The following is a 20,477-nucleotide window of genomic DNA, read 5'->3' as shown; positions in this document are numbered from 1 at the left end:
TCTTTGAAAAAATAGCCAATTACCCTCACAATTAAATCAAATGTTTAAAACTAGGTACGCGTATGCAAGCCGAACACGTCGATATCGCCCAATTTATTTCTGATCACGCTCCCTTTGATGATCTTCCTGAAGAGGCGGTAAATAAACTCGCATCACAAGTCGAAATCGCTTATTTTCGCGCAGGCACTGAAATACTAAATTATGGCGAGGATATCGCTGATTTATTTGTTATTCGAACAGGTGCTGTAGAGATATATCGTCGTGATGGTGATTTATACAACCGTTTAACTATCGGTGGCATTTTTGGGCAAATGGGCCTTCTGATGAACCGCAAAGTGCGCTTTCCGGCAAAGGCACTCGAAGACACCTTAGTTTATTGCATTAATGTTGAGTTGTTTAATCAATACTGCGACGAATACGAAACATTTGCTGATTTTTTTGAAGCCGATGGTAATGTGCGCCTTCACCAAGCAATTGTTGAACAGGCAGACAGCAACGATTTAACAACCGCCAAGGTTAAGTCGCTTCTTCATCGTGATGTTGTCACTGTGGCAAAAGATGCCTCTGTGCAAATGGTTGCGCAATTAATGACGCAAGAGTCGGTATCGTCTGTGCTGGTTACTGATGCCGATAAACCAATCAGTGATGATCCTGATGATGACGACGGCCAAGTTGTTGGCATTATTACTGACCGTGACTTACGCACCAGTGTAATTGCTGAAGGGTTAAGTTACGAAGCTCCAGCTGCGCAAATAATGCAAAAAGACTTAATACTACTCGATAGTAATGCCTATGTGTTTGAAGCTGTACTGGCCATGCTCAGAGATAACATTCACCACCTGCCTGTGGTTGTTAAGAAAAAGCCGATTGGCGTTATTTCGTTATCAGATATTTTACGCTACGAGTCACAAAGTAGTTTATTGTTAGTACGCGGCATATTAGCTCAGCAATCGGTTGAAGATTTAGCTCACTATGCAAGGCAACTACCTAATGTCTTTGTTCGCATGGTTAACGAAGATGCTAACTCTCACATGATTGGTACCGCAATGGCTGTAATAGGCCGTACCTTTAAACAGCGCTTGCTTGATTTAGCTGAAGAAAAGTTTGGCCCACCGCCGGTTCCTTATTGCTTTATTGCTTTAGGTTCAATGGCGCGTGATGAGCAATTAATTGTGACCGACCAAGATAACGCTATTATCCTTGATAATAGTTTTAACGAGGAATTACATGACGAGTATTTTCAGAATTTGGCTGATTTTGTTTGTGATGGTTTAGCTGAATGTGGCTATAAGTACTGTGAAGGTGAAATTATGGCGTCATTTAAAAAGTGGCGCTTAACACGCGAGCAGTGGAAAGAGCAATTTGCAGGTTGGATGGCCGAACCTAAACCGCAGGCTTTATTACATAGCTCGATCTTTTTTGATTTAGACGGTGTTTACGGTAAAAACAAATGGGCCGATGAGCTCAAACGCTTTATCGCAACAGAAGGGCGTAAGAATAAACGTTTCTTGGCAAACCTTGCTGCGAATGCGCGTAACAGAACGCCGCCTTTAGGTTTCTTTAAAGATTTTGTGTTAGAGCATAATGGCCAACACAAGCGCTCTATGAACTTAAAACGTCGCGGTACTGCACCTTTATCTGACGTAATACGCGTGCATGCATTAGCGATAGGCAGTCGTAAACAAAATTCATTCGAGCGTTTAGAAGATATTATCGAAGCTAAACTACTCCCTGAAGGCAAAGCACAAGATTTACGAGACGCCTTAGAATACATTGCCATGATCAGAATAAGACACCAAGCGTGGCAAATAGAAAAGCTTGATGAAGCGCCAGATAACGACTTAGAGCCTCATTTACTTTCTCCTTTTGAGCAGCGCAATCTTAAAGAGGCGTTTGCCATTTTAGATAAAGCGCAGAATTTCCTAAAATTCAGATACTCTGCTAACTCAGGGATGAAGTAATGGCAAAACAAGGCGCAAAACTTGATTGGCCGACTCGGTATCAAGAGTTATTAGCACAGAGCAAACAGCCACTAATCAAAGCGTTTTATGAATCAGCTATTTGTGATTTAAGCACACCAATTAGTGATATTCCCTTAGTAGCACTTGATTTTGAAACAACCGGTCTAAATTATCAAAATGACGATATAGTCAGTGTCGGTTTAATTCCATTTAATACCAAGCGTATTTTTTGTAAAGATAGCCAACATTGGATTGTTCAACCAAGGCGTAAGCTTGCTGAAGAGTCGATTGTTATTCATGGTATAACTCACTCAGAAGTGAGCGATGCACCTGATTTTTCAACGATTATGGAGCCTTTGTTAGCAGCATTAAAAGGCAAAGTGATTGTGGTGCATTTTGCACCTATTGAACGGCACTTTTTATATCAAGCGTTGCAAGCACGTTTAGGCGAAGGGCTTGAATTTGCTGTTATAGACACGCTTGATCTGGAAACGCGCGCACTTAAAGCAAAGCAGGGGTTACTAGGTCGACTATTTAATTCTAAGCTGGATTCTGTGCGCTTAGCTGACTCTCGCATTCGTTATTCGTTACCAGCGTATCAAAACCACAATGCGCTTAATGATGCCACAGCCACCGCAGAGCTGCTACAAGCGCAAATAGCTTACCACTACCGCCCAGATACGCCACTCAGCGAATTACTAATATAGCGCTCGTAGCACCGACGTTATGTCGGGTATTTAAATTATTTGAGCAAAGCTTATCAATAAAAAAACGCCGCAAAAAATGCGGCGTTTTTTATTATTTCAAAGCGTATTTAGTGTCTTGGTTCTGTTCGTAAACCTAGGAGTAAACTCACACACATTAATAGCAATACAAAGGTAAACGGCAAGCCCGTAGATACGGCGCCGGCTTGTAAGGCCTCGATTGCTTGTGTGCCACCAATCCAAACAAGTGCAGCTGCAATCGCACCCTCGATTGTAGCCCAGAAAATACGTTGTGGCACTGGCGCGTCAACTTTACCACCAGCGGTGATTGAGTCGATTACTAATGAACCTGAGTCAGATGACGTAATAAAGAACACCAGTACTAGCACAATTGCAATGAATGAAAGCACTTGCGACATTGGCAGGGCTTCAAACATTTGGAACATAGCTAGTGGTACATCTGTTAAGCCTTTTTCACCAAGTACACCTACTTTATCAATCACTTGTTCAATAGCGATACCACCATAAATTGACATCCAGAAGATAGTCACAACAGTAGGAACTAGTAATACAGCAATTAAGAACTCACGGATTGTGCGGCCTTCAGATACGCGTGCAATGAACATACCTACGAACGGTGACCATGAAATCCACCAAGCCCAGTAGAATACAGTCCAGCCATGCATCCATGTTTCATCTTCACGACCATGAGGATTACTCAGTGGAATAATGTTTTCAACATAACCCATTACTGTATTAGGAAGGTTGCCAAATGCTGCAGAAAACCCAACAAGTGCAACAAATACGAGTAATACAAAAGCGATAAGCATGTTTACGTTACTAAGCAGTTTTACACCGCCGTCGATACCGCGAACAACAGAAATAACAGCTAGTAACGTCACACCAATAATAACGCCTATTTCTAAGCCAATTCCGCTATCAGTACCAAAGACGTGATTAATACCAGCAGCGGCTTGTTGTGCGCCTAAACCAAGAGATGTTGCAAGGCCAAATAGAGTGGCAAGTACAGCTAGAATATCAATAAGGTGGCCAGGCCAGCCCCACGCTTTGTCACCTAAAATTGGGTAAAAAATTGAACGAATAGATAACGGCAAACCTTTGTTATAGCAAAAGAATGCGAGTGAAAGCGAAACAACCGCGTAAATTGCCCAAGGGTGTAAACCCCAGTGGAACATAGTTGCACCCATTGCCAGTTTAGCGGCTTCCGGCGTGTTTGCTTCAACACCAAGTGGTGTTTCGTACCAACCTGTAAAGTAGGCGACAGGTTCTGCGACGCCCCAAAACATTAAGCCTATACCCATACCTGCAGCAAATAACATTGCAAGCCAAGAAATACGTGAATGAGTTGGACGTGCTTCTTTACCACCAAGGCGGATATTACCGTATGGTGAAACAATTAACGCTAAGCAAAACAATACGAATAAGTTTGCTGACCACATAAAAAAGCCATCAAAGTTATTAATAATGTCGTTTTTAATTCCATTCAGAGTTGTTTTTGCTGTTTCAGCATCTGAAATAAGTGTTGCCACTAAGAATAGGGCAATTAATCCAGCACTAATGCCAAATACAGGGTTGTGCACATCAAAACCCCATTTTTGTACATTGTCCTGTCCGACAGTGTAGTCGGTATTGTCGATACTGTACTTGTCATGATGTTCGCTCATGAATACCTCTTGTTGTGATTATATTTAGCAGAGAGCTAAACGGCCGGTTGGCACTAGCTTGGCTATTACTATTTTTACGTATCAAACCCAAAAATAGTTTGTAGACGAACTAAATTTGTACCAAAGTTTAGTCTTTAGTGTAGGAGCTCGAAAAAAAATGTAAATGGTTTTGTCCCTAAACAGCCGAATAAATGCAGTTTTTTACGTTTTTTGTAGGAATTGTGAACAAATTAGGCAGCGAAAGGAATAATTTGATGACAGTATTATTTCAAAGCAAATTATTACAATTGAGAGGAAAGTGCTGCAAACACAGGGCTTGCAGCACAAAGTTACTACTTTTTGTAAGCATCGTTATGAACGCCAGCAGCACGACCTGAAGGGTCAGCATTGTTCTGGAATGATGCATCCCAAGCGAGTGCTTCAGGAGTAGAACAAGCAACAGATTTGCCATGCGGAACACATTTTGCGGCGGCATCACCAGGGAAGTGCTCTTCGAAAATACTACGATAGAAATACGCTTCTTTAGAATCAGGCGTATTGATCGGGTATTTGTATTTAGCATTAGCAAGGTCTTGATCGCTAACTTGTTCGTTCACATACTCTTTTAACGTATCAATCCAGTTATAGCCTACACCATCAGAGAACTGCTCTTTTTGGCGCCAAAGCACGTCGTCTGGCAGGTAGCCGTCGAACGCTTCACGAATAATGTGTTTTTCGATTTTACCGTCTTTACACATTTTCGCTTCAGGGTTGATACGCATTGCGACGTCTACAAACTCTTTATCAAGGAATGGCACACGCGCTTCAACGCCCCATGCAGCCATTGATTTATTCGCACGCAAGCAATCGAACATGTGTAGTTTAGAGACTTTACGGTTAAGCTCTTCATGGAACTCTTGCGCATTTGGTGCTTTGTGGAAATAAAGGTAACCACCAAAAAGCTCATCAGCTCCTTCGCCCGACAACACCATTTTAATACCCATGGCTTTAATTTGGCGCGCCATTAAGTACATCGGCGTTGAGGCACGAATAGTTGTTACGTCGTAGGTCTCGATGTGATAAATCACTTCACGTAGGGCATCAATACCTTCTTGAATAGTAAAGTGAATAGGGTGGTGAACCGTACCAATCATATCAGCTACTTTTTGCGCAGCTGCTAAATCGGGTGAACCTTCAAGACCCACAGAGAATGAATGCAGTTTTGGCCACCATGCATCAGACTCGTCATTATCTTCGATACGTTTTGCAGCAAAACGTTGTGTGATAGCTGAAATTACCGATGAATCTAAACCGCCAGATAAAAGTACGCCATAAGGTACATCACACATTAATTGACGTTTAACAGCAGCTTCTAAGCCTTCTTTAACATCGCTTGATTTAGCTTCGTTGTCTTTTACTGCGTCATAGCTTTGCCAATCGCGGCTGTAATACTTACGAAGTTGACCATCTTTGCTCCACAAGAAATGACCCGGAGGGAATTCTTCAATATGTTTACAAATTGGCGATAATGCTTTTAATTCTGAGGCAACATAAAAGTTACCATGTTCATCATGACCTGTATAAAGCGGAATAATCCCGATATGGTCACGACCAATTAAGTAGGCATCTTGCTCTTCGTCGTATAAACAAAACGCGAAAATACCATTTAAATCGTCTAAAAACTCAGGGCCTTTTTGCTTATATAAAGCCAAAATAACTTCACAGTCTGACTGAGTTTGAAAAGTAAAATCAGTTTCTAAGCTGGCAGCGAGCTCTTTGTGGTTATAAATTTCACCGTTAACAGCAAGGATATTTGTACGCTCAGGGTTGTACAAAGGCTGTGCACCACTCAATACGCCAACAATCGCTAGACGCTCGTGCACTAAAATAGCTTTATCTGATGAATACACGCCGGACCAATCTGGCCCGCGGTGCCTTAATAGTTTTGACATCTCAATTGCTTGGCTACGCAATTGAGCGGGATCAGATTTAATATCTAATACCCCAAAAATTGAACACATAGTGACTCCTCATTCCAAGTATGTGCGCAGTTAACAGAATTTATATAACTGCGAATGTTTGTTTTAACAGAAATAATTACCTAAGTCACACAGGTTTTTTAATTAATTGAGAATAAAATATGCACCTGCGCTAACCTATTTGCACCAGTATGGGGTAAGTGGTTAAAGGGTGAGCGGTTTAAATGCTTGATTTGTTCAAATTGGATGATAATGAGTCTGGAATAAAGGCTTTTGTTACTAAATTTTCTGCACAGCTTTGGTGCAAAGGAATGTATAGGGTTTTTACCTTTTTAAATGTATAGACAAGCTTTAAAGCGATGCGAGCAAAGACTTTCTTTGCTCGCTTTTTAAACACCAATAAATTAACGCTATTTATTAATATAGTTTAGTGCTATCGCAAGTTGATTTAAGTGCGCAGTGAGTTTTTCTTGTGCTGCATGGGCTTCTTTAAGTGTAACAAACTTAAAGTGAAGGAAATCACCGGGTTTTAATTGTGCAAAGTGACGAAGATCGGCTTCGATCACGGTACCGAGCAATGGGTAACCACCCGTTGTTTGCGCATCGTTTAATAGCACTATGGGTTCACCATTTGGCGGAAGCTGAATACAGCCAGGAGCGACAGCCATAGAGGGTAATGAAACATCATGGCTGATATCACACTCATCACTTAATAGCCGTGTGCCCATGCGGTTACTATTAGGCGATACATGCCATGAATGATTTATAAAGTTAACGATGGTGTCTTTTGGTAACAGTGCTGCATGTGGTGCGGCATGAATACGAATTTGTGTACTTTTAGGTGGTAGCATAGCGCCTAAGCCAATTTTGGTATTGTACCTTGGCGTTATATCAAAACTATCGCCAGCCTGTAGTGCTTGACCGGTCAAGCCACCAAAACCTGCTAATATATCTGTTGAGTAAGAATCTAAAATTGGCTCAGGTAAATGCCACTCGCCGCCAATCGCAAGGTAACTTCTAAAACCATGACGCGCCGCATTAAACTTTAATACATCGCCTTTTTTTATGTAAAAGCTCCAGCCTGGTTCAACAGCATTGCCATTCACTGTGGCTTTCATATCTGTACCGTGCAGTGCAATGTAGTAATCGTTATCGAACTGAATTTCGGCAAGACCCAAAGTGATTTCAATAACGGGGTTGTTGTCGTCGTTGCCAACTAAACGGTTTGTAATAACTTGAGCATAAGGGTCAATGCACCCTGATTGTCCAATGCCTAAATGGCGAGATCCTGTGCGGCCTTGATCTTGTATAGACATTTGCATACCAGGTTTGATGATAGTGATCATTTTAACACCTCCTGAATAACAAACTCTAAAGTATCACCGGGTTCGATAGCACAAGGCGAGGCTGCATTGATATCAAATAGACGAAAATTTGTGTGACCAATAATTTGCCAGCCTCCAGGGGAGCTTTCAGGGTAAATACCGGTTTGATTGCCTCCAATAGCAACAGAACCTTTTGGAACAGAGAGCCTTGGTTCAGCATGTCGGGGTGTGAAGAGTTGTGGACTTAAACCATCTAAATAAGCAAAACCGGGTTTAAAGCCTAAAAAAAGCACGTGGTATTTGGCACTGCTGTGCATTTGAGCAACATCATCAACAGACAGATTATGATGTTTAGCAACATGTGCTATATCAGGCCCATATTCACCACCATAACGAGTCGCAAGTTTATGATGACGTGAGTTAAAGTCAGTAGCTTTAAGTTCGTGCCATTGTTCAAGTAATCGTGGCAGCCAACCAGCAAGTTGAGCGGGCTCTTTCAGGTAAAGTGTTAAATTATTATTGGCAGGGACTACATCAACAAAGTCATCACTGCTTTGGCAATATTGGGCTAATGCCCATATTTTCTTTTGCGTAGTGAGTATGTCGCTTGCTGTTTCATAGGCATCAAAAAAGATGCTATGCGTAGTGAGCGCCATAATTTTAGGTGTACTTTTGGTCGTCGTCATTGCGTATCAATCTTATTATTATCCCTTAATGCTTATTAGCATATAGGCTGTTTGTTGATGATGTAAATGTGTCTTTAGTGTTAATTAGAAAAACTCAAGACAATCAAGTGGCTATAATAGTTTATAACCACTTGATAAAGTGCAATGTCTAATTACTGTGCGTTATTTAGTAACCAATTAGACAGTAAACGTACGCCATAGCCTGTACCGCCTTCAGCTAGTTCATCTTTTGCTTTAGAGTTTAGCGCGTTACCTGCAATATCAATGTGAACCCAACGTGTGTCACCGGCAAAGTTTTGTAAGAAACTCGCTGCTGTAGTAGCACCTGGGCCATGTGAACCGATGTTTTTAAGATCAGCAATGTCTGACTTTAATGCATCTTCATAACCTAGAGGTAAACGCCATAGGTTTTCATTTACTTGCTTACCCGCAACAGTTAGTTGCTCAACAAGAGTATCATCATCAGAGAAAACCGCCGCGTATTCATTACCTACAGCACGAACTTTAGACCCGGTTAGGGTCGCAACATCAACCATAATACTTGGTTTGTACTTGTCACGGGCATACCACATTGCATCACTCAGTACTAAGCGGCCTTCAGCATCCGTATTTACAATCTCAACACTTAAACCTTCAGCGGTTCTTACAACGTCACCCGGCGCGACAGCAAATTGCGATACCATATTGGCAGCCATGCCCATGACAGCAACTACGTTTGTGTCGGCTTTAGCCAGTGCCATTGCTTTAACAGTACCTAGAACTGCAGCTGCACCTGCCATGTCTGATTTCATGCGGGCAATTGAAGCACCTGTTTTAAGGCTGTAGCCACCTGAATCAAAGGTAATACCTTTACCCACTAACGCGATAGGGGTGTTTTTATTACCTTGATAATGAGCAACCACTAAACGTGCACCTTCTTCGCTACCACGACCAACTGCTTCAAGTGCACCCATGCCAAGCTTTTTAATTTGCTTAGGTTCTAAAACTGTAATTTTAACACCTAACTTTTTAAGCTCTTTTGCCGCTTTAGCAAAATCAACCGGTGTCATTTCTGTTGCAACTTCAGAGGTTAAGTCACGTGCTAAAAATACACCTTTTTCAATGCTTTGTAGTAATTTATGGGTTTCGACCGCTTGGTCTAAATTTTCAACATCTAATGTGTAGTTAACAACGTGGCTGTCTTGTTCTTTTTTGTATTGCTCAAAACGGTGGTCACGTAAATTTGCGCCGTGTGCAAATTCTGCTGCATATTTAGCATTGATTGCGCTGTCTTTAAGCTCTGAAAAATCAAGGCTAACATTTGCTTGTTTAGCCGACTGCAATTTAGCGTGAACGTTACCACCTAGTTTTGCCATTTTTGCTGCATCTAGTTTTGGCTGCTCTCCTAAGCCAACAAGTAAGATGCGTTGATGGTCGCTACCGTTTGGTGCGATAACTTCTAACGTTTTTCCATAACCTGCTTTAAAGTCACTAAATTCAATGACTTTATTTAGGTGAGTTTGGGTTTCTGGCTTTAAATAATTAAAATTAGCAACTTGGCTATCTGTATCTAAAAATAAAACTAGTGTGTTGTCGTTCGGTTTAATTGATTTTGCAAAAGTGAACTCTGCGGCATTCACTTGCGTAGCAAGTGTTAATCCTAATGCAATAGCAGATAAGCTGTGTGCAATTTTCATTTTTTAATATCCCAATGTTAAAAAGCTGTGTTTTACCGTAAATAAGGTTAAGAGTTAAATTGTTAGCGGTGAATCGCTGTTTGCATGCGTTTAAGTTGAAATTATTAATACCTATGCGCGGTCTGTCTTAAATACAGGCTTTTAAGAGGAAATTAGTATGACAATTAAGTCGATGTTACTGACACTATTCACTTGCAGTGCTATTTTTACCACCAGCCCAATTAAAGCTGAAACAATGCCAGAAAACGCAACAGGGCATATTGAAACCATTGTGCTAGGTTCAGGTTGTTTTTGGGGAGCAGAAAAACGTTACGAAGCACTTGATGGCGTGTTGGATGCGGTATCTGGCTATGCCGATGGGCAAGGTTTTAAAGCGACCTACAAGAACATAACACGTAGCTCGCGACGCTTTGATAAAAACAATTTTGCAGAAGTTGTTAAAGTGACATACAACAGCAACAAGTTAACAACACAATCACTGTTAATGCATTATTTTGAAAATCATGATCCAACCCAGCTAAATCGCCAAGGTAATGATATTGGCACTCAATACCGCTCAACAATTTTGGTAAGTAATAATGAGCAACTCGAGGTTGCTAATACACTTAAAGATGAATACCAAAGCAAATTAACCGCAGCAGGCTACGGCAAGATTGTGACTGTAATAAAACCGCTTGATGCATTTTATGCTGCTGAGGATTATCACCAAGACTACTTAAAGAAAAACCCGAATGGCTATTGCCCTGATCATTCAACGGGCGTTGTATTCACACCAGTCAAAAAACAGCAGGTTGATAACACAGCCTTATTGGCAGGTAAGCAAATTGTAGTGATTGATGCTAAAGGTTATTGCCCATACTGCGAAAAGTTTAAAAAAGAGGTCGCTAATGAGTACATGGGCTCGATACCTATGACTTTCCGACATGCTGATCAACTTGATGGTTTAACAATTAAAACCCCAACATGGGCTACACCCACACTCTTATTTATAGAAAATGGCGAAGAGGTTTATGGTCGCCAAGGCTATGTTAGCAAAAGTGAGTTTTACAAAGCCTTAGGTGCATTTAAACTGGGGGACAGTGAAGCCTTTAGAGTTGCATTTCATGCCAGAACAGACAGCCCATTTTGTAAGCAGTACGATATCTTTAAAAACACACCTGATGGAATTTTCATTGATAAGCTAAGTGGTGCGCCGCTTTTTGATACCCGAGATAGATTTAACTCAGGCACAGGCTGGCTTTCATTTACTCATCCAGTTAAAGACAGTGTGACTATGCATGAAGACAACAGTTATGGCATGCAACGTATTGAGCTTAAATCAAAAAGCTCGGGTATTCATTTAGGGCATTTGTTCCCTGGTGAAGGGCCAAGAGGTAAAGACAGGTACTGCATTAATGCGACTGTGCTTGAGTTTGTGCCAAGAGATGAAACTTAATAAGTTAGAACTTATTTATAGCCAGCTTTCAGAGCTGGCTTTTATATTAAAAGCTACCTCATACAACTCTTTATTAACATAAAGTTTATATTTCAATTAATAACAATAAAATATTATTTTAAATATAGATTTCAATCATACCTTCTTATTTTTATAAGCTATTGACTAGTTAATTTAAACCATAAATTACCAGTTATATGAAAAGTCTGATCGTACCTTATATAAAAACAGTTTAAAATGCGGTATGAATACAATAGTTCATTTCATGGAGGGTAAATGAATAAACAGCAATTAAATGATATTTCGTTACAAAAAATTTGGATTGGTGAGCTTAAGGATATTGATTTTTTAGTTTACGGACACGAATTCACAGTATTTAACGACGTAGAGCACTTTTTTTCCGGTTTTGAAGCTCAATCTCATTTTCCACTTATTGTTTTTGCTGACAACATTGTAAACCAAGGCGAGGCGCTCAAGAAAATCCGTAAGCACGAACTGTTATGGCAAAGCTGTATTTTGGTAAATACGCCTTGTTATTTATCAGAAGCTCTTGCAAATGGTCTTTTTAATAAACAAAGTGATGATTTTTATAACTCCGTAATAACGCGCGCAACTAGTTTAAATCTAAGTCTTAATTTAGTCGACTCAGCTTTAACTAAGCTTTTGTCTTTTATGTGGATTTATAAAGGTAATAGCTTGTTACCTGTTCATGATTTAAGCATTAATAGTGTTTATTATTATCCGCTTTTAGAGTGTTTCGGGGTTAACACTAAAGATGCGATGTCATGGTTGTCGAGTATCCATAGAAGAAAACTCTTACAGACAGATAAGTTAATCGACCGTGTTCGCTACTGTAGACACTGCCAATCAGGGCACTTAAATTATGTTGATTCATGCCCAAGTTGTCAAAGTATTGATATTGCTAACGTATCTAGTTTGCACTGTTTTAACTGTGGTCATGTAAATGGCGAATCTAAATTTAAAGAGGGTATCGGGCTAAGCTGCCCTAATTGCCATACAAAATTGAGACACATTGGCGTTGACTATGATCGCCCAATAGAAAATCAGAAATGTAACCAATGCCATACTAGCTTTGTAGATGCTGACGTTATTGCTAAATGCTTCCACTGTCAGACCAGTAATCAAGTTGATGAGTTAATAGTACAGAACATTCATAGTTACAACATATCAATGGAAGGTAAAAGTTTAATTAGACTTGGTGAGCGTTTTGACAATTTTAATTTAACCAGCACTGACTCTATTAACTATTCACATTTCGAATGGGTGGTTAAGTGGCAAAACCAACTTGCCGTAAGGCACCAGCAAACACACTCAATAGTTAAGATAGAGTTAAAAAACCTCGCGCAATTTATTGCAGAAAATGGTGAAGCACGTGCTATTCAATTAATAGACGAATTTGAGAGCAGAATTAACGAGAGTATCAGGACCACGGATATTTGCTGTTTAGCAGGAGAGCATACATTACTTTTAATGTTACCTAATACAACAATTGAACATTTATCCTTTGTTTATCAAAAATTAAAAGGGATTTCTTTACTCAATAAAAATAGCGATTTCTCACTTTCGATTAAAGGCATTCCACTTCCATCAAAAGAAATGCCAGATGAAATAGGTGTTTGGCTTGAGCAACAATTTGCAGCTCAGCAGGAGAGTGTTTTATGAGTACGCTAAGCACTTTAATACATATTACTGAACAAATTATGTTTTATGTACAAAGTAATATATTAGTTCTAGTGAAATTTATTCCTTTATACCTTATCTATGAATTGCCGCTATTTTTAATAATCACGTTTGGCATAATTAAATGGACTAAAGAAAAGACACGTATAAACAATACTAAATTATTTTATTTACCAAAAGTTAGCTGTGTTATTACTTGTTATGCAGAAGGGGATGCAGTTAAAGAAACCATTCAGTCACTCGTTGAACAAACTTACCCAGGTAAAATTGAAATTATTGCTGTAATAGATGGTGCTGTTCAAAATAACCACACTTACCATGTAGCTAAAGAATGTAAGCAGTTATTTAAAGGCAAAAATCGTGAGATTGTTTTATTGCCAAAATGGCAGCGGGGAGGGCGAGTTTCAACTTTAAACGCAGGCTTATCCTATGCTAAAGGTGAAATTATCGTCAATGTTGATGCGGATACTTCATTTGACAATGATATGATGGCAAATTTAGTCAGGTTATTTGAAGACCCTAATGTACCTGCTGTGGGAGGTGCTTTAAGAGTTCGTAATGTGAATAAAACTTTATGGACTAGAATGCAAGCAATCGAATACTTAATATCGATGCAGGGTGGTAAAACTGGCTTAGCTCAATGTAATTTAATTAACAACATTTCAGGTGCATTTGGTGCATTTAGACGTGATTTCTTGAAACAAATAGGAGGTTGGGATACTCATACTGCAGAAGACTTAGATCTAACAGTTCGTATCAAACAGTATTTTAAACGCTACCCTAATTTAAAAATACCTTACGCGACTGCGTCGATTGCACATACAGACGCACCTCAATCATTTAAAGAGCTTGTCTTGCAAAGATTACGTTGGGACGGGGACTTGCTGTTTTTATATTTGCGTAAACATTGGCCAGCTTTTTCACCTAAGCTTTTAGGCTGGAAGAATTTTTTGTTTACACTTTTTTATGGTTACTTGCAAAACGTTATGTTGCCATTTGTCATTTTTGTGTATTTTGTTGGGGTTGCTATTATTTATCCTTGGCAATTCTCACTAGCATTAATATTCGTCATTTATGCCTTATACCTTCTAACTATCGGCTATTTTTATTTGTTAGTTTTAGTTAGTGTTTCAGAAAGGCCTAAGCAAGATTTTACACTATTCCTCTGGTTACCTCTCTATCCCATCTATGCATTTATAATGCGCCTAGTATGTTGCTTTGCGCTGGTTAATGAAGTATTCCGGCGGTCGCATGAAGAGTCTAGTATGGCACCTTGGTGGGTGCTTAAACGTGGTCAAAAATTTTAGATTAAGGGAATAATATGAAATTGCATTTTAATAGCACTGCAAAGGTCAACAATCCGAATGAAGAAAAAGGAATTAAAGTTCCATATGCTGGAGCAAAAAGAACATCACATAAATTACGCTGGTATTTTTTAATTCTGATTGCATTGAGCCCTATTTGTATTGTCGCATGGATTTATTTAGTGCCACAACTTAAGGTTGAAGCTGTTGGTATCATTACGACTGAACCGCTTCTGATTAAAGCTCCAAGTAAAGGAACTATTGAATTTGTTGACGTTAACCTTGGTGATTCTGTGATGAAAGATGAAATATTGCTCACATTATATAACCCTGAATTGACAGGGCAGTATCAAGAAGTTGACCGACAAATATTAAATCTAACTCAACAACAGATACCATTTAGCAAAACAATTATGACGCAGCTAGAACAAAGAAAGCGAGTCGCAAAAGAAGGCGTTGAAAGGCAGCAAGAATTACTTAATACGTATAAAGATTATAAAAGCCGCGGAATAGTCCCCGTTTCTGATTTAGCAAGCGCAATAGCTGCTTTTAACAGTGCTCAATTAAGTTACGAACAGACAAAAGTTGATATCTTGCGTGAGAAAGAGCGGCAAGAAATGGAACGCTTGTATGGATTAAAGGGGCAACGCTATCAAGATCTTTCAATTGAATTTGCAAAGTTGTCTGCACTGCAACAAAACCTTGTTGTTAAAACTCCGTTTTCGGGAAATATTAACGATATCTTTGTGCAAGATGGTCAGTTTGTAGATCAAAACTCACCATTATTTTCAGTAGATACCGGCAGAGAACTAAGAGTTCATGCTTATCTTGCACCAAAATTTTTGGAGTATTCAAAAATAGGTCAAAAAGCGACTGTAAAACTTCCAAATGGTAAAAAATTTGATGCTGTAATTAATGAATATACAGAGCTTACAAGTAAGATACCCCCGCAGCTTTCAGGTCCATTCGAAGGCGAAAAAGCCGCTTTAAAACTTATTTTGCAAGTAGATATTCCAGCAGAATACCACATAGAAGGATTACCTGTAGAAATTCAATTTGATCGCATCACAATGAAGGGGATGTCAGATTTATTTGCCAAACATTAAATAAAAAAAGCCCGGTCAGAACACACAAGAACCGGGCTTTCGACAACAATTTGGTTGGGGGAACTTTTACAGCGCTAGGTTTTGTTTTGCGCGACTTAAGTTGTGATTAACAAGTTCATTTTTAGAAATTTGCACCGCTTCATAAAAGTCAGAAAGTGCAGCAGTATCTTTTTCAGACATGATGCGGGCAACACCACGGTTACTAAGTGCAAACGAAGTTAATTCGCGGCGTTTGTAACCAGGTACCTTACTTGTACTTAGAAGAGAAATTGCTTGTGTACACAGGCTTTCCGCTTCTGAAAAATTCTTTTCTTTAACGCTTAATGCACAGCGGTTGAAGGCAGTTTCGTATTGGCTAGTTGCATTATCGTTCGTTTGAGCTTGCTCAATAACCATCAGTTTATAATCAGCTTGTTTGGCTACTGCCATCGCTGAGCAAGTTAATAAAGAGCTAAGTGCAATAGTGGTTACAAGTGTTTTTAACATGATAGTTTTCCTCTGAATAAGTTGGTGTTTCTTGCCAACGAGTGAACTTTAAAATATTCCCAAAAGCTAAACAAACGATTAAATTAAAACTGTTAGATGAAGAAATTTAATCTATAGAGTAATTACTCAGGATTCGGAATTTTACTGTGATGTAGAGGAGATGAAGTTGTTGTATTCCTGTATTGAAAGTTACAAATTAGCTGAGTTGAGTGCTAATAAATTTAATGCTGTCTCTTATATAGAAATGTTATTTGGGTCCGTAAATTGTGGTTTAAAATATATTTAGGTCAAAGGGGCACAGTCTTATTGTTTGGACAGTAGCAATTGGTTAGTAACTTTGTTAAAACTAAACATCTGAAATAACAAGAGTTTATTGTGGTACGCAGACTAGCAATAAATTCATAATTATCATGATAAACCGTAAAAAGGAATACTGGTGCAAGGATATAGAATTAGCACAGATAAAACTGATCTCGATTTTGAAGTAATTTACGGTTTTATTTCAAAAAGCTACTGGGCGTCCGGAATACCAAAGCAGACGCTAGAAACGGCCATTTCAAACTCTTTTTGTTTTGGAGTCTATGACAGCTATGATTCTCAAGTAGGTTTTGCCCGCCTTATAACAGATAAAGCAACATTTGCTTATCTTTCCGATGTATTCATAGTAGAAAGCCATCGAGGTAAAGGTTTGAGCAAGTGGCTTGTTGAGAGCATAGTATCTCACCCCGAGCTTCAAGGCTTGAGACGTATGGTATTGGCAACAAAAGATGCGCATGGTTTGTACGCGCAATATGGTTTTCAACCAATTGAAAATCCAGAGATGTTTATGCAAATTTGGAATCCAAATGTTTATCATGAGCTAGAGAAATAACAACAATTTAAAGGTTACATGGAATCAAATACTTTCAGTTCGTGGTGAACTTGCGTTTGATTGCAGTGTTATCTTATACAGGCATTAGCAAATTTAAGGACAGAATTATGAAAACAGGACTCTTATCAATCGGGTTTTTAATTATATCAAATGTAAGCTTTGCTGACTGTAAAGTTGAGCTTGAAGAAAGGTTAAAAGACGATTTGAGCCTAACATACCAACAATTTGATCAGACGTACGATGCCGGTTTTAGATTGTTAAAAAAATCAGGTTGCCATGCTGAAGCTGCCATTCTGATAAAACGTTATATCTCTCATAATAATTCAAATGAAAGCTCATTAACTTGGCATTTAGCGCAAATGGAAGGGTTAGCGGGTGACTATCAACAAGCGGTTTTTTACGCTAAAAAAGTATTGGATCCCGATGAAAAGCTAAATGGTTCAAAAATGTATTGGAATGACTTTGTGTTAGGAAACATCGCTTTTTGGAATAAAGATAAAGCAAAACTAAAACAACATATAGCTAATATTGAGAAGGGACAAAGTTTTAAACCTAACCAGATAAACCTGAACTACCTGAATCAGTTACTCAAAAACTTTGATTTAAGTTACAAACAGGCATTATCTGGACCAAGTGGTGAGTGAGTTTAAAATACAAGTGGGCTTACTGTATGGCTACACTACTTCATTGATTTTCCAACCATACTTTTTTGACTGAATAAAATGAATAACGGAGATTCAAATGAACAAGGAAGTAAAAAAAATTTGATAAATACCCTAAAATGCCAGAACTAAGCTCTTCGAGATTAGAGAGTTAGTTTTTGAAATTGCATTTGAACTGGCCCTAGGTGAAATTGACGAGACACTAAATGGGAAGAGCCTAGCGATAGTGTAAAAACAGGCAGCCCTATTCGAATCGACTGGAAGTTAAAGTCACCTAATAATTATTATCTGTTTTTCAATTACCAAACTAAATTGGTAGATACATTTCGTGAACTATATGGTGAAGAGCTTCATTTCAAGGAAATAGAGCAATATTTCTTTGTTTATCAACTTCGCCACCAAAAGTAATAATAAAGTCATGTTTGATGTTAGCTTTAACTTATCAGCAGCGAAAAAGATTACCTCTTTTGGGGGAATGTGAAATTCCGGTTCAGAAAGGTTTGAAGTGGACTATAGTCGATTTGCTTTGATAAGACCTAAGATTACAGTAGAACGGAGTCAATATTGAGCCTTAGTATTCAATCAAAATTATTAATTAGTGCGGGTGTTATTGCGTTTATTTCTGCTATCTGGCACGTACTATGTATATTTGGCGGGCCTAGCTGGTATGCATTTGCTAGGGCACCTCAACAGATTATAGAATCTTCAATACATGGAACATTGCTTGCCCCAATTGGTACAATAATCGTAGCTAGCTTAATGTTTGCTTGTACTGTGTTTGCTTTTTCAGCGGCTGGTTTAATCCGTAAAGTTTCTTTTCTGAAACCTGCTCTAGTTACTATTGCGGTAATTTGCACTTTACGGGGTTTAATTGCCATTCCAACATTTATCACAACCTCAGGTTTAGATATTTGGCAAATAGTTGCAAGCGTTATTTGGTTTTATGTTGGCGTTTGTTTTATTCTGGGTTCTATAAAGCAATGATGAATTCGAAAACCTTCTATATATCAAGCTGTTTAAGTGCTGGGAAACATCCAAAGTACATAAACGACAAAACCCAGCCGAAGCTGGGTTTTGTGACAACACAATTTTGTGAAAACTTATAATGCTAAGTTCTTTTTCGCACGCGTTAAGTTGTGCTCTACTAGCTCGTTACCTGAAATTTGTACTGCTTCGTAAAAGTCAGACAATGCAGCAGTGTCGTTTTCAGACATGATTCGAGCTACACCGCGGTTGCTTAATGCAAATGAGGTTAATTCACGACGTTTGTAAGCAGGTACCTTGCTCTTGCTAAGCAAGCTGATTGCTTTAGAGCAAAGTGTTTCAGCTTCTGTAAAATTCTTTGCTTGAACACTTAACGCACATTGGTTAAATGCTAGTTCGTATTGGCGGTTTGTTTCTACTGTTGCTCGTGTAGATTGATCAATAACCATTAATTTGTAGTCACTCTGATCAGCCACTGCCATAGCTGAACAAGTTAATAAAGAGCTAAGTGCAACGCGTTTCATAAGTGTACTAAACATAATCATTTCCTCTATTTGAGTCGGTATCAATCGCCGACAAAGGAACTTTAATTGAACGCTGCAAATTCAACAAACGATAAAAAATGACCTAATAGATGAAGAAATTTAACCTATAGACTTTAGTCTAATGTAATGAGTTAGTCTTATAGCTATCAGCTATCAGCTATCAGCTATCAGCTATCAGCTATCAGCTATCAGCTATCAGCTATCAGCTATCAGCTGTCAGATCTGTGATCTGACCCCGATAAAGTAGACATGATCTGACCCTGATAAAGTAGACACAGGGTTTAAATAGGTAATGTTTACGATAAAGAACAATATAGGAGTAGAGTACGCAAAACAAACAAATTGTTGTTAATTAAAAATAAAATCGGTACTTTATGATGGTATGTGTAGTTGATGACTTAATTTATTCAGAATAAGCGTATAACCATGAAACTGATATTTGCGTTGTTACTTTTAGGGCCTGTTATTGCCAATGCAGCTGAAGATAAAGTGGCTGTTTATCTTAATTTTGAGCAAGCTTATTTGAGCAACGATGTATCTTTGTTTGCGCCATTATTAAGTAAAAACTATACGATTAAACAAACATTGCATATTCCTGGGCTAGGGTCAGATACTGTGCCTGTTACTAAAGCACAGTTACTTGAAGGCATGAAGCAAAATCCTAAGCCTAGTTCATTACCGCGTTCAAAAGCTGAATCAGTCAAAGTAGAAACAATTTCAAAACAGCAATTCTGTGCACGTTCACAAACTTTAGATCAAGTCGTAGTAGCAGGTAAAAACTACGAAGAGAAGGAACTAAGAAAAGCGTGTTTTAAACACGAAAATAACAGCTATGAAGCTATATCACATACCATTGATGTGTATTATCGAGAGCTTTGATAGAGATAATTAACATTCAGAAATTTCCGTGTATCAAATAAACGTACTAACTGATATTAATTACGGACAAACCCTATAAATGAGATAAGGAAATAATATGAAAAAACAGTTAGGTTTAGTAGCTGGAGTATTTTTAGCATCAACAAGTTGTTTCGCAGCTGATAGTTTTCAAGTTGAAACATCTGTTTATAAAGCGAATGAGCTACTAGCATCGCCAGTAATGCTGGTGGAAGAAAAACAACCTGCGACCATTTCTATAGGTGAGGGGTTTAGTTATGAAGTTAAAGTTACACCACAACAAAATAATACGGCAGCTGTAGAAACATCAATCACACTCGCTGGCAGCTATTTTACACCTTCTTTTATTGTGGAATATGGTAAACAAGCGTCATTCGAAATTGGTGAAAACAAAGTATTTATCTTAGTCGAGAAGGTTAAATCTTAATTTTTGTAATTTAAAGTCAATCAAACACTGTGAGGGCTTCGAGTTATTAAAACTTTTTGCTTAC

Annotated in this window: 18 protein-coding genes; 11 read left to right on the top strand and 7 right to left on the bottom strand. The window is 38.7% G+C overall.

Features of this window, described 5'->3' with window-relative positions; genetic code table 11:
* The first annotated feature begins 62 nt into the window (after window positions 1-62).
* Window positions 63-1,961 (top strand): DUF294 nucleotidyltransferase-like domain-containing protein, encoded by a 1,899-nt coding sequence (locus BIZ38_RS04185; protein ID WP_187489642.1) that lies wholly within the window; start codon window positions 63-65, stop codon window positions 1,959-1,961.
* Window positions 1,961-2,668: a 3'-5' exonuclease gene (locus tag BIZ38_RS04180; protein WP_187489641.1), complete on the top strand. Its 708-nt coding sequence runs from the start codon at window positions 1,961-1,963 to the stop codon at window positions 2,666-2,668. Before BIZ38_RS04185 ends, BIZ38_RS04180 begins: the two co-directional genes overlap by 1 nt.
* Window positions 2,669-2,775: 107 nt before the next feature.
* Here BIZ38_RS04180 and BIZ38_RS04175 read toward each other — a convergent pair whose 3' ends face one another.
* The 5 genes from BIZ38_RS04175 to BIZ38_RS04155 all read right to left on the bottom strand — a co-directional run bounded on the left by BIZ38_RS04175 (window position 2,776) and on the right by BIZ38_RS04155 (window position 9,995).
* Window positions 2,776-4,350, bottom strand: coding sequence for a BCCT family transporter (locus BIZ38_RS04175; RefSeq protein WP_054553779.1), 1,575 nt, complete (start codon window positions 4,348-4,350; stop codon window positions 2,776-2,778).
* A 332-nt stretch (window positions 4,351-4,682) separates the two neighbouring features.
* A complete protein-coding gene (asnB, locus tag BIZ38_RS04170) occupies window positions 4,683-6,350 on the bottom strand; it encodes an asparagine synthase B (protein WP_187489640.1) in 1,668 nt (555 codons plus the stop codon).
* A gap of 368 nt (window positions 6,351-6,718) precedes the next feature.
* Window positions 6,719-7,654, bottom strand: coding sequence for a biotin-dependent carboxyltransferase family protein (locus BIZ38_RS04165; protein ID WP_166340199.1), 936 nt, complete (start codon window positions 7,652-7,654; stop codon window positions 6,719-6,721).
* Window positions 7,651-8,319 (bottom strand): 5-oxoprolinase subunit PxpB, encoded by a 669-nt coding sequence (gene pxpB / locus BIZ38_RS04160; protein ID WP_187489639.1) that lies wholly within the window; start codon window positions 8,317-8,319, stop codon window positions 7,651-7,653. Before pxpB ends, BIZ38_RS04165 begins: the two co-directional genes overlap by 4 nt.
* Window positions 8,320-8,471: 152 nt before the next feature.
* The gene (locus tag BIZ38_RS04155) at window positions 8,472-9,995 is read right to left on the bottom strand and encodes a leucyl aminopeptidase (protein WP_187489638.1); all 1,524 of its coding nucleotides are present in this window, start codon (window positions 9,993-9,995) and stop codon (window positions 8,472-8,474) included.
* A 157-nt stretch (window positions 9,996-10,152) separates the two neighbouring features.
* On the opposite strand from BIZ38_RS04155, the gene msrA reads away from it, so the two are divergent.
* The 4 genes from msrA (at window position 10,153) to BIZ38_RS04135 (ending at window position 15,541) form a co-directional block, all read left to right on the top strand.
* Window positions 10,153-11,430 (top strand): peptide-methionine (S)-S-oxide reductase MsrA, encoded by a 1,278-nt coding sequence (gene msrA / locus BIZ38_RS04150; protein WP_187489637.1) that lies wholly within the window; start codon window positions 10,153-10,155, stop codon window positions 11,428-11,430.
* A gap of 276 nt (window positions 11,431-11,706) precedes the next feature.
* Window positions 11,707-13,113, top strand: a complete 1,407-nt coding sequence (locus BIZ38_RS04145) for a hypothetical protein (protein WP_187489636.1) — start codon at window positions 11,707-11,709, stop codon at window positions 13,111-13,113.
* On the top strand, window positions 13,110-14,438 hold the full coding sequence (locus tag BIZ38_RS04140) for a glycosyltransferase family 2 protein (RefSeq protein ID WP_187489635.1): 1,329 nt from the start codon (window positions 13,110-13,112) through the stop codon (window positions 14,436-14,438). Before BIZ38_RS04145 ends, BIZ38_RS04140 begins: the two co-directional genes overlap by 4 nt.
* A gap of 14 nt (window positions 14,439-14,452) precedes the next feature.
* Window positions 14,453-15,541 carry an HlyD family secretion protein gene (locus BIZ38_RS04135; protein WP_054553787.1) on the top strand — a complete coding sequence of 363 codons (1,089 nt, stop codon included), beginning with the start codon at window positions 14,453-14,455 and terminating at the stop codon, window positions 15,539-15,541.
* A 66-nt stretch (window positions 15,542-15,607) separates the two neighbouring features.
* On the opposite strand, the gene BIZ38_RS04130 is transcribed toward BIZ38_RS04135, so the two are convergent.
* Window positions 15,608-16,027: a hypothetical protein gene (locus BIZ38_RS04130; RefSeq protein ID WP_054553788.1), complete on the bottom strand. Its 420-nt coding sequence runs from the start codon at window positions 16,025-16,027 to the stop codon at window positions 15,608-15,610.
* A 436-nt stretch (window positions 16,028-16,463) separates the two neighbouring features.
* Here BIZ38_RS04130 and BIZ38_RS04125 point away from each other — a divergent pair, with 436 nt between their 5' ends.
* The 3 genes from BIZ38_RS04125 to BIZ38_RS04110 all read left to right on the top strand — a co-directional run bounded on the left by BIZ38_RS04125 (window position 16,464) and on the right by BIZ38_RS04110 (window position 18,544).
* Window positions 16,464-16,898, top strand: coding sequence for a GNAT family N-acetyltransferase (locus BIZ38_RS04125; RefSeq protein ID WP_187489634.1), 435 nt, complete (start codon window positions 16,464-16,466; stop codon window positions 16,896-16,898).
* Between the two features lie 107 nt (window positions 16,899-17,005).
* The gene (locus BIZ38_RS04120; protein ID WP_187489633.1) at window positions 17,006-17,542 is read left to right on the top strand and encodes a hypothetical protein; all 537 of its coding nucleotides are present in this window, start codon (window positions 17,006-17,008) and stop codon (window positions 17,540-17,542) included.
* Between the two features lie 582 nt (window positions 17,543-18,124).
* On the top strand, window positions 18,125-18,544 hold the full coding sequence (locus BIZ38_RS04110) for a hypothetical protein (RefSeq protein WP_187489632.1): 420 nt from the start codon (window positions 18,125-18,127) through the stop codon (window positions 18,542-18,544).
* 116 nt (window positions 18,545-18,660) lie between these two features.
* Here BIZ38_RS04110 and BIZ38_RS04105 read toward each other — a convergent pair whose 3' ends face one another.
* Window positions 18,661-19,083, bottom strand: a complete 423-nt coding sequence (locus tag BIZ38_RS04105) for a hypothetical protein (protein WP_187489631.1) — start codon at window positions 19,081-19,083, stop codon at window positions 18,661-18,663.
* Between the two features lie 432 nt (window positions 19,084-19,515).
* Between BIZ38_RS04105 and BIZ38_RS04100 the strand changes: the two genes are divergently transcribed.
* Together BIZ38_RS04100 and BIZ38_RS04095 are read left to right on the top strand one after the other, a co-directional pair.
* Window positions 19,516-19,968: a hypothetical protein gene (locus tag BIZ38_RS04100; RefSeq protein ID WP_187489630.1), complete on the top strand. Its 453-nt coding sequence runs from the start codon at window positions 19,516-19,518 to the stop codon at window positions 19,966-19,968.
* Between the two features lie 97 nt (window positions 19,969-20,065).
* Window positions 20,066-20,413, top strand: coding sequence for a hypothetical protein (locus BIZ38_RS04095; RefSeq protein ID WP_187489629.1), 348 nt, complete (start codon window positions 20,066-20,068; stop codon window positions 20,411-20,413).
* Window positions 20,414-20,477: the final 64 nt, after the last annotated feature.

This window comes from Pseudoalteromonas sp. BZK2, assembly GCF_014349195.1.
GTDB lineage: Bacteria > Pseudomonadota > Gammaproteobacteria > Enterobacterales > Alteromonadaceae > Pseudoalteromonas > Pseudoalteromonas simplex.
Note: the sequence above shows the minus strand (reverse complement) of the source record. Positions and strands in the feature narration are given on the sequence as shown.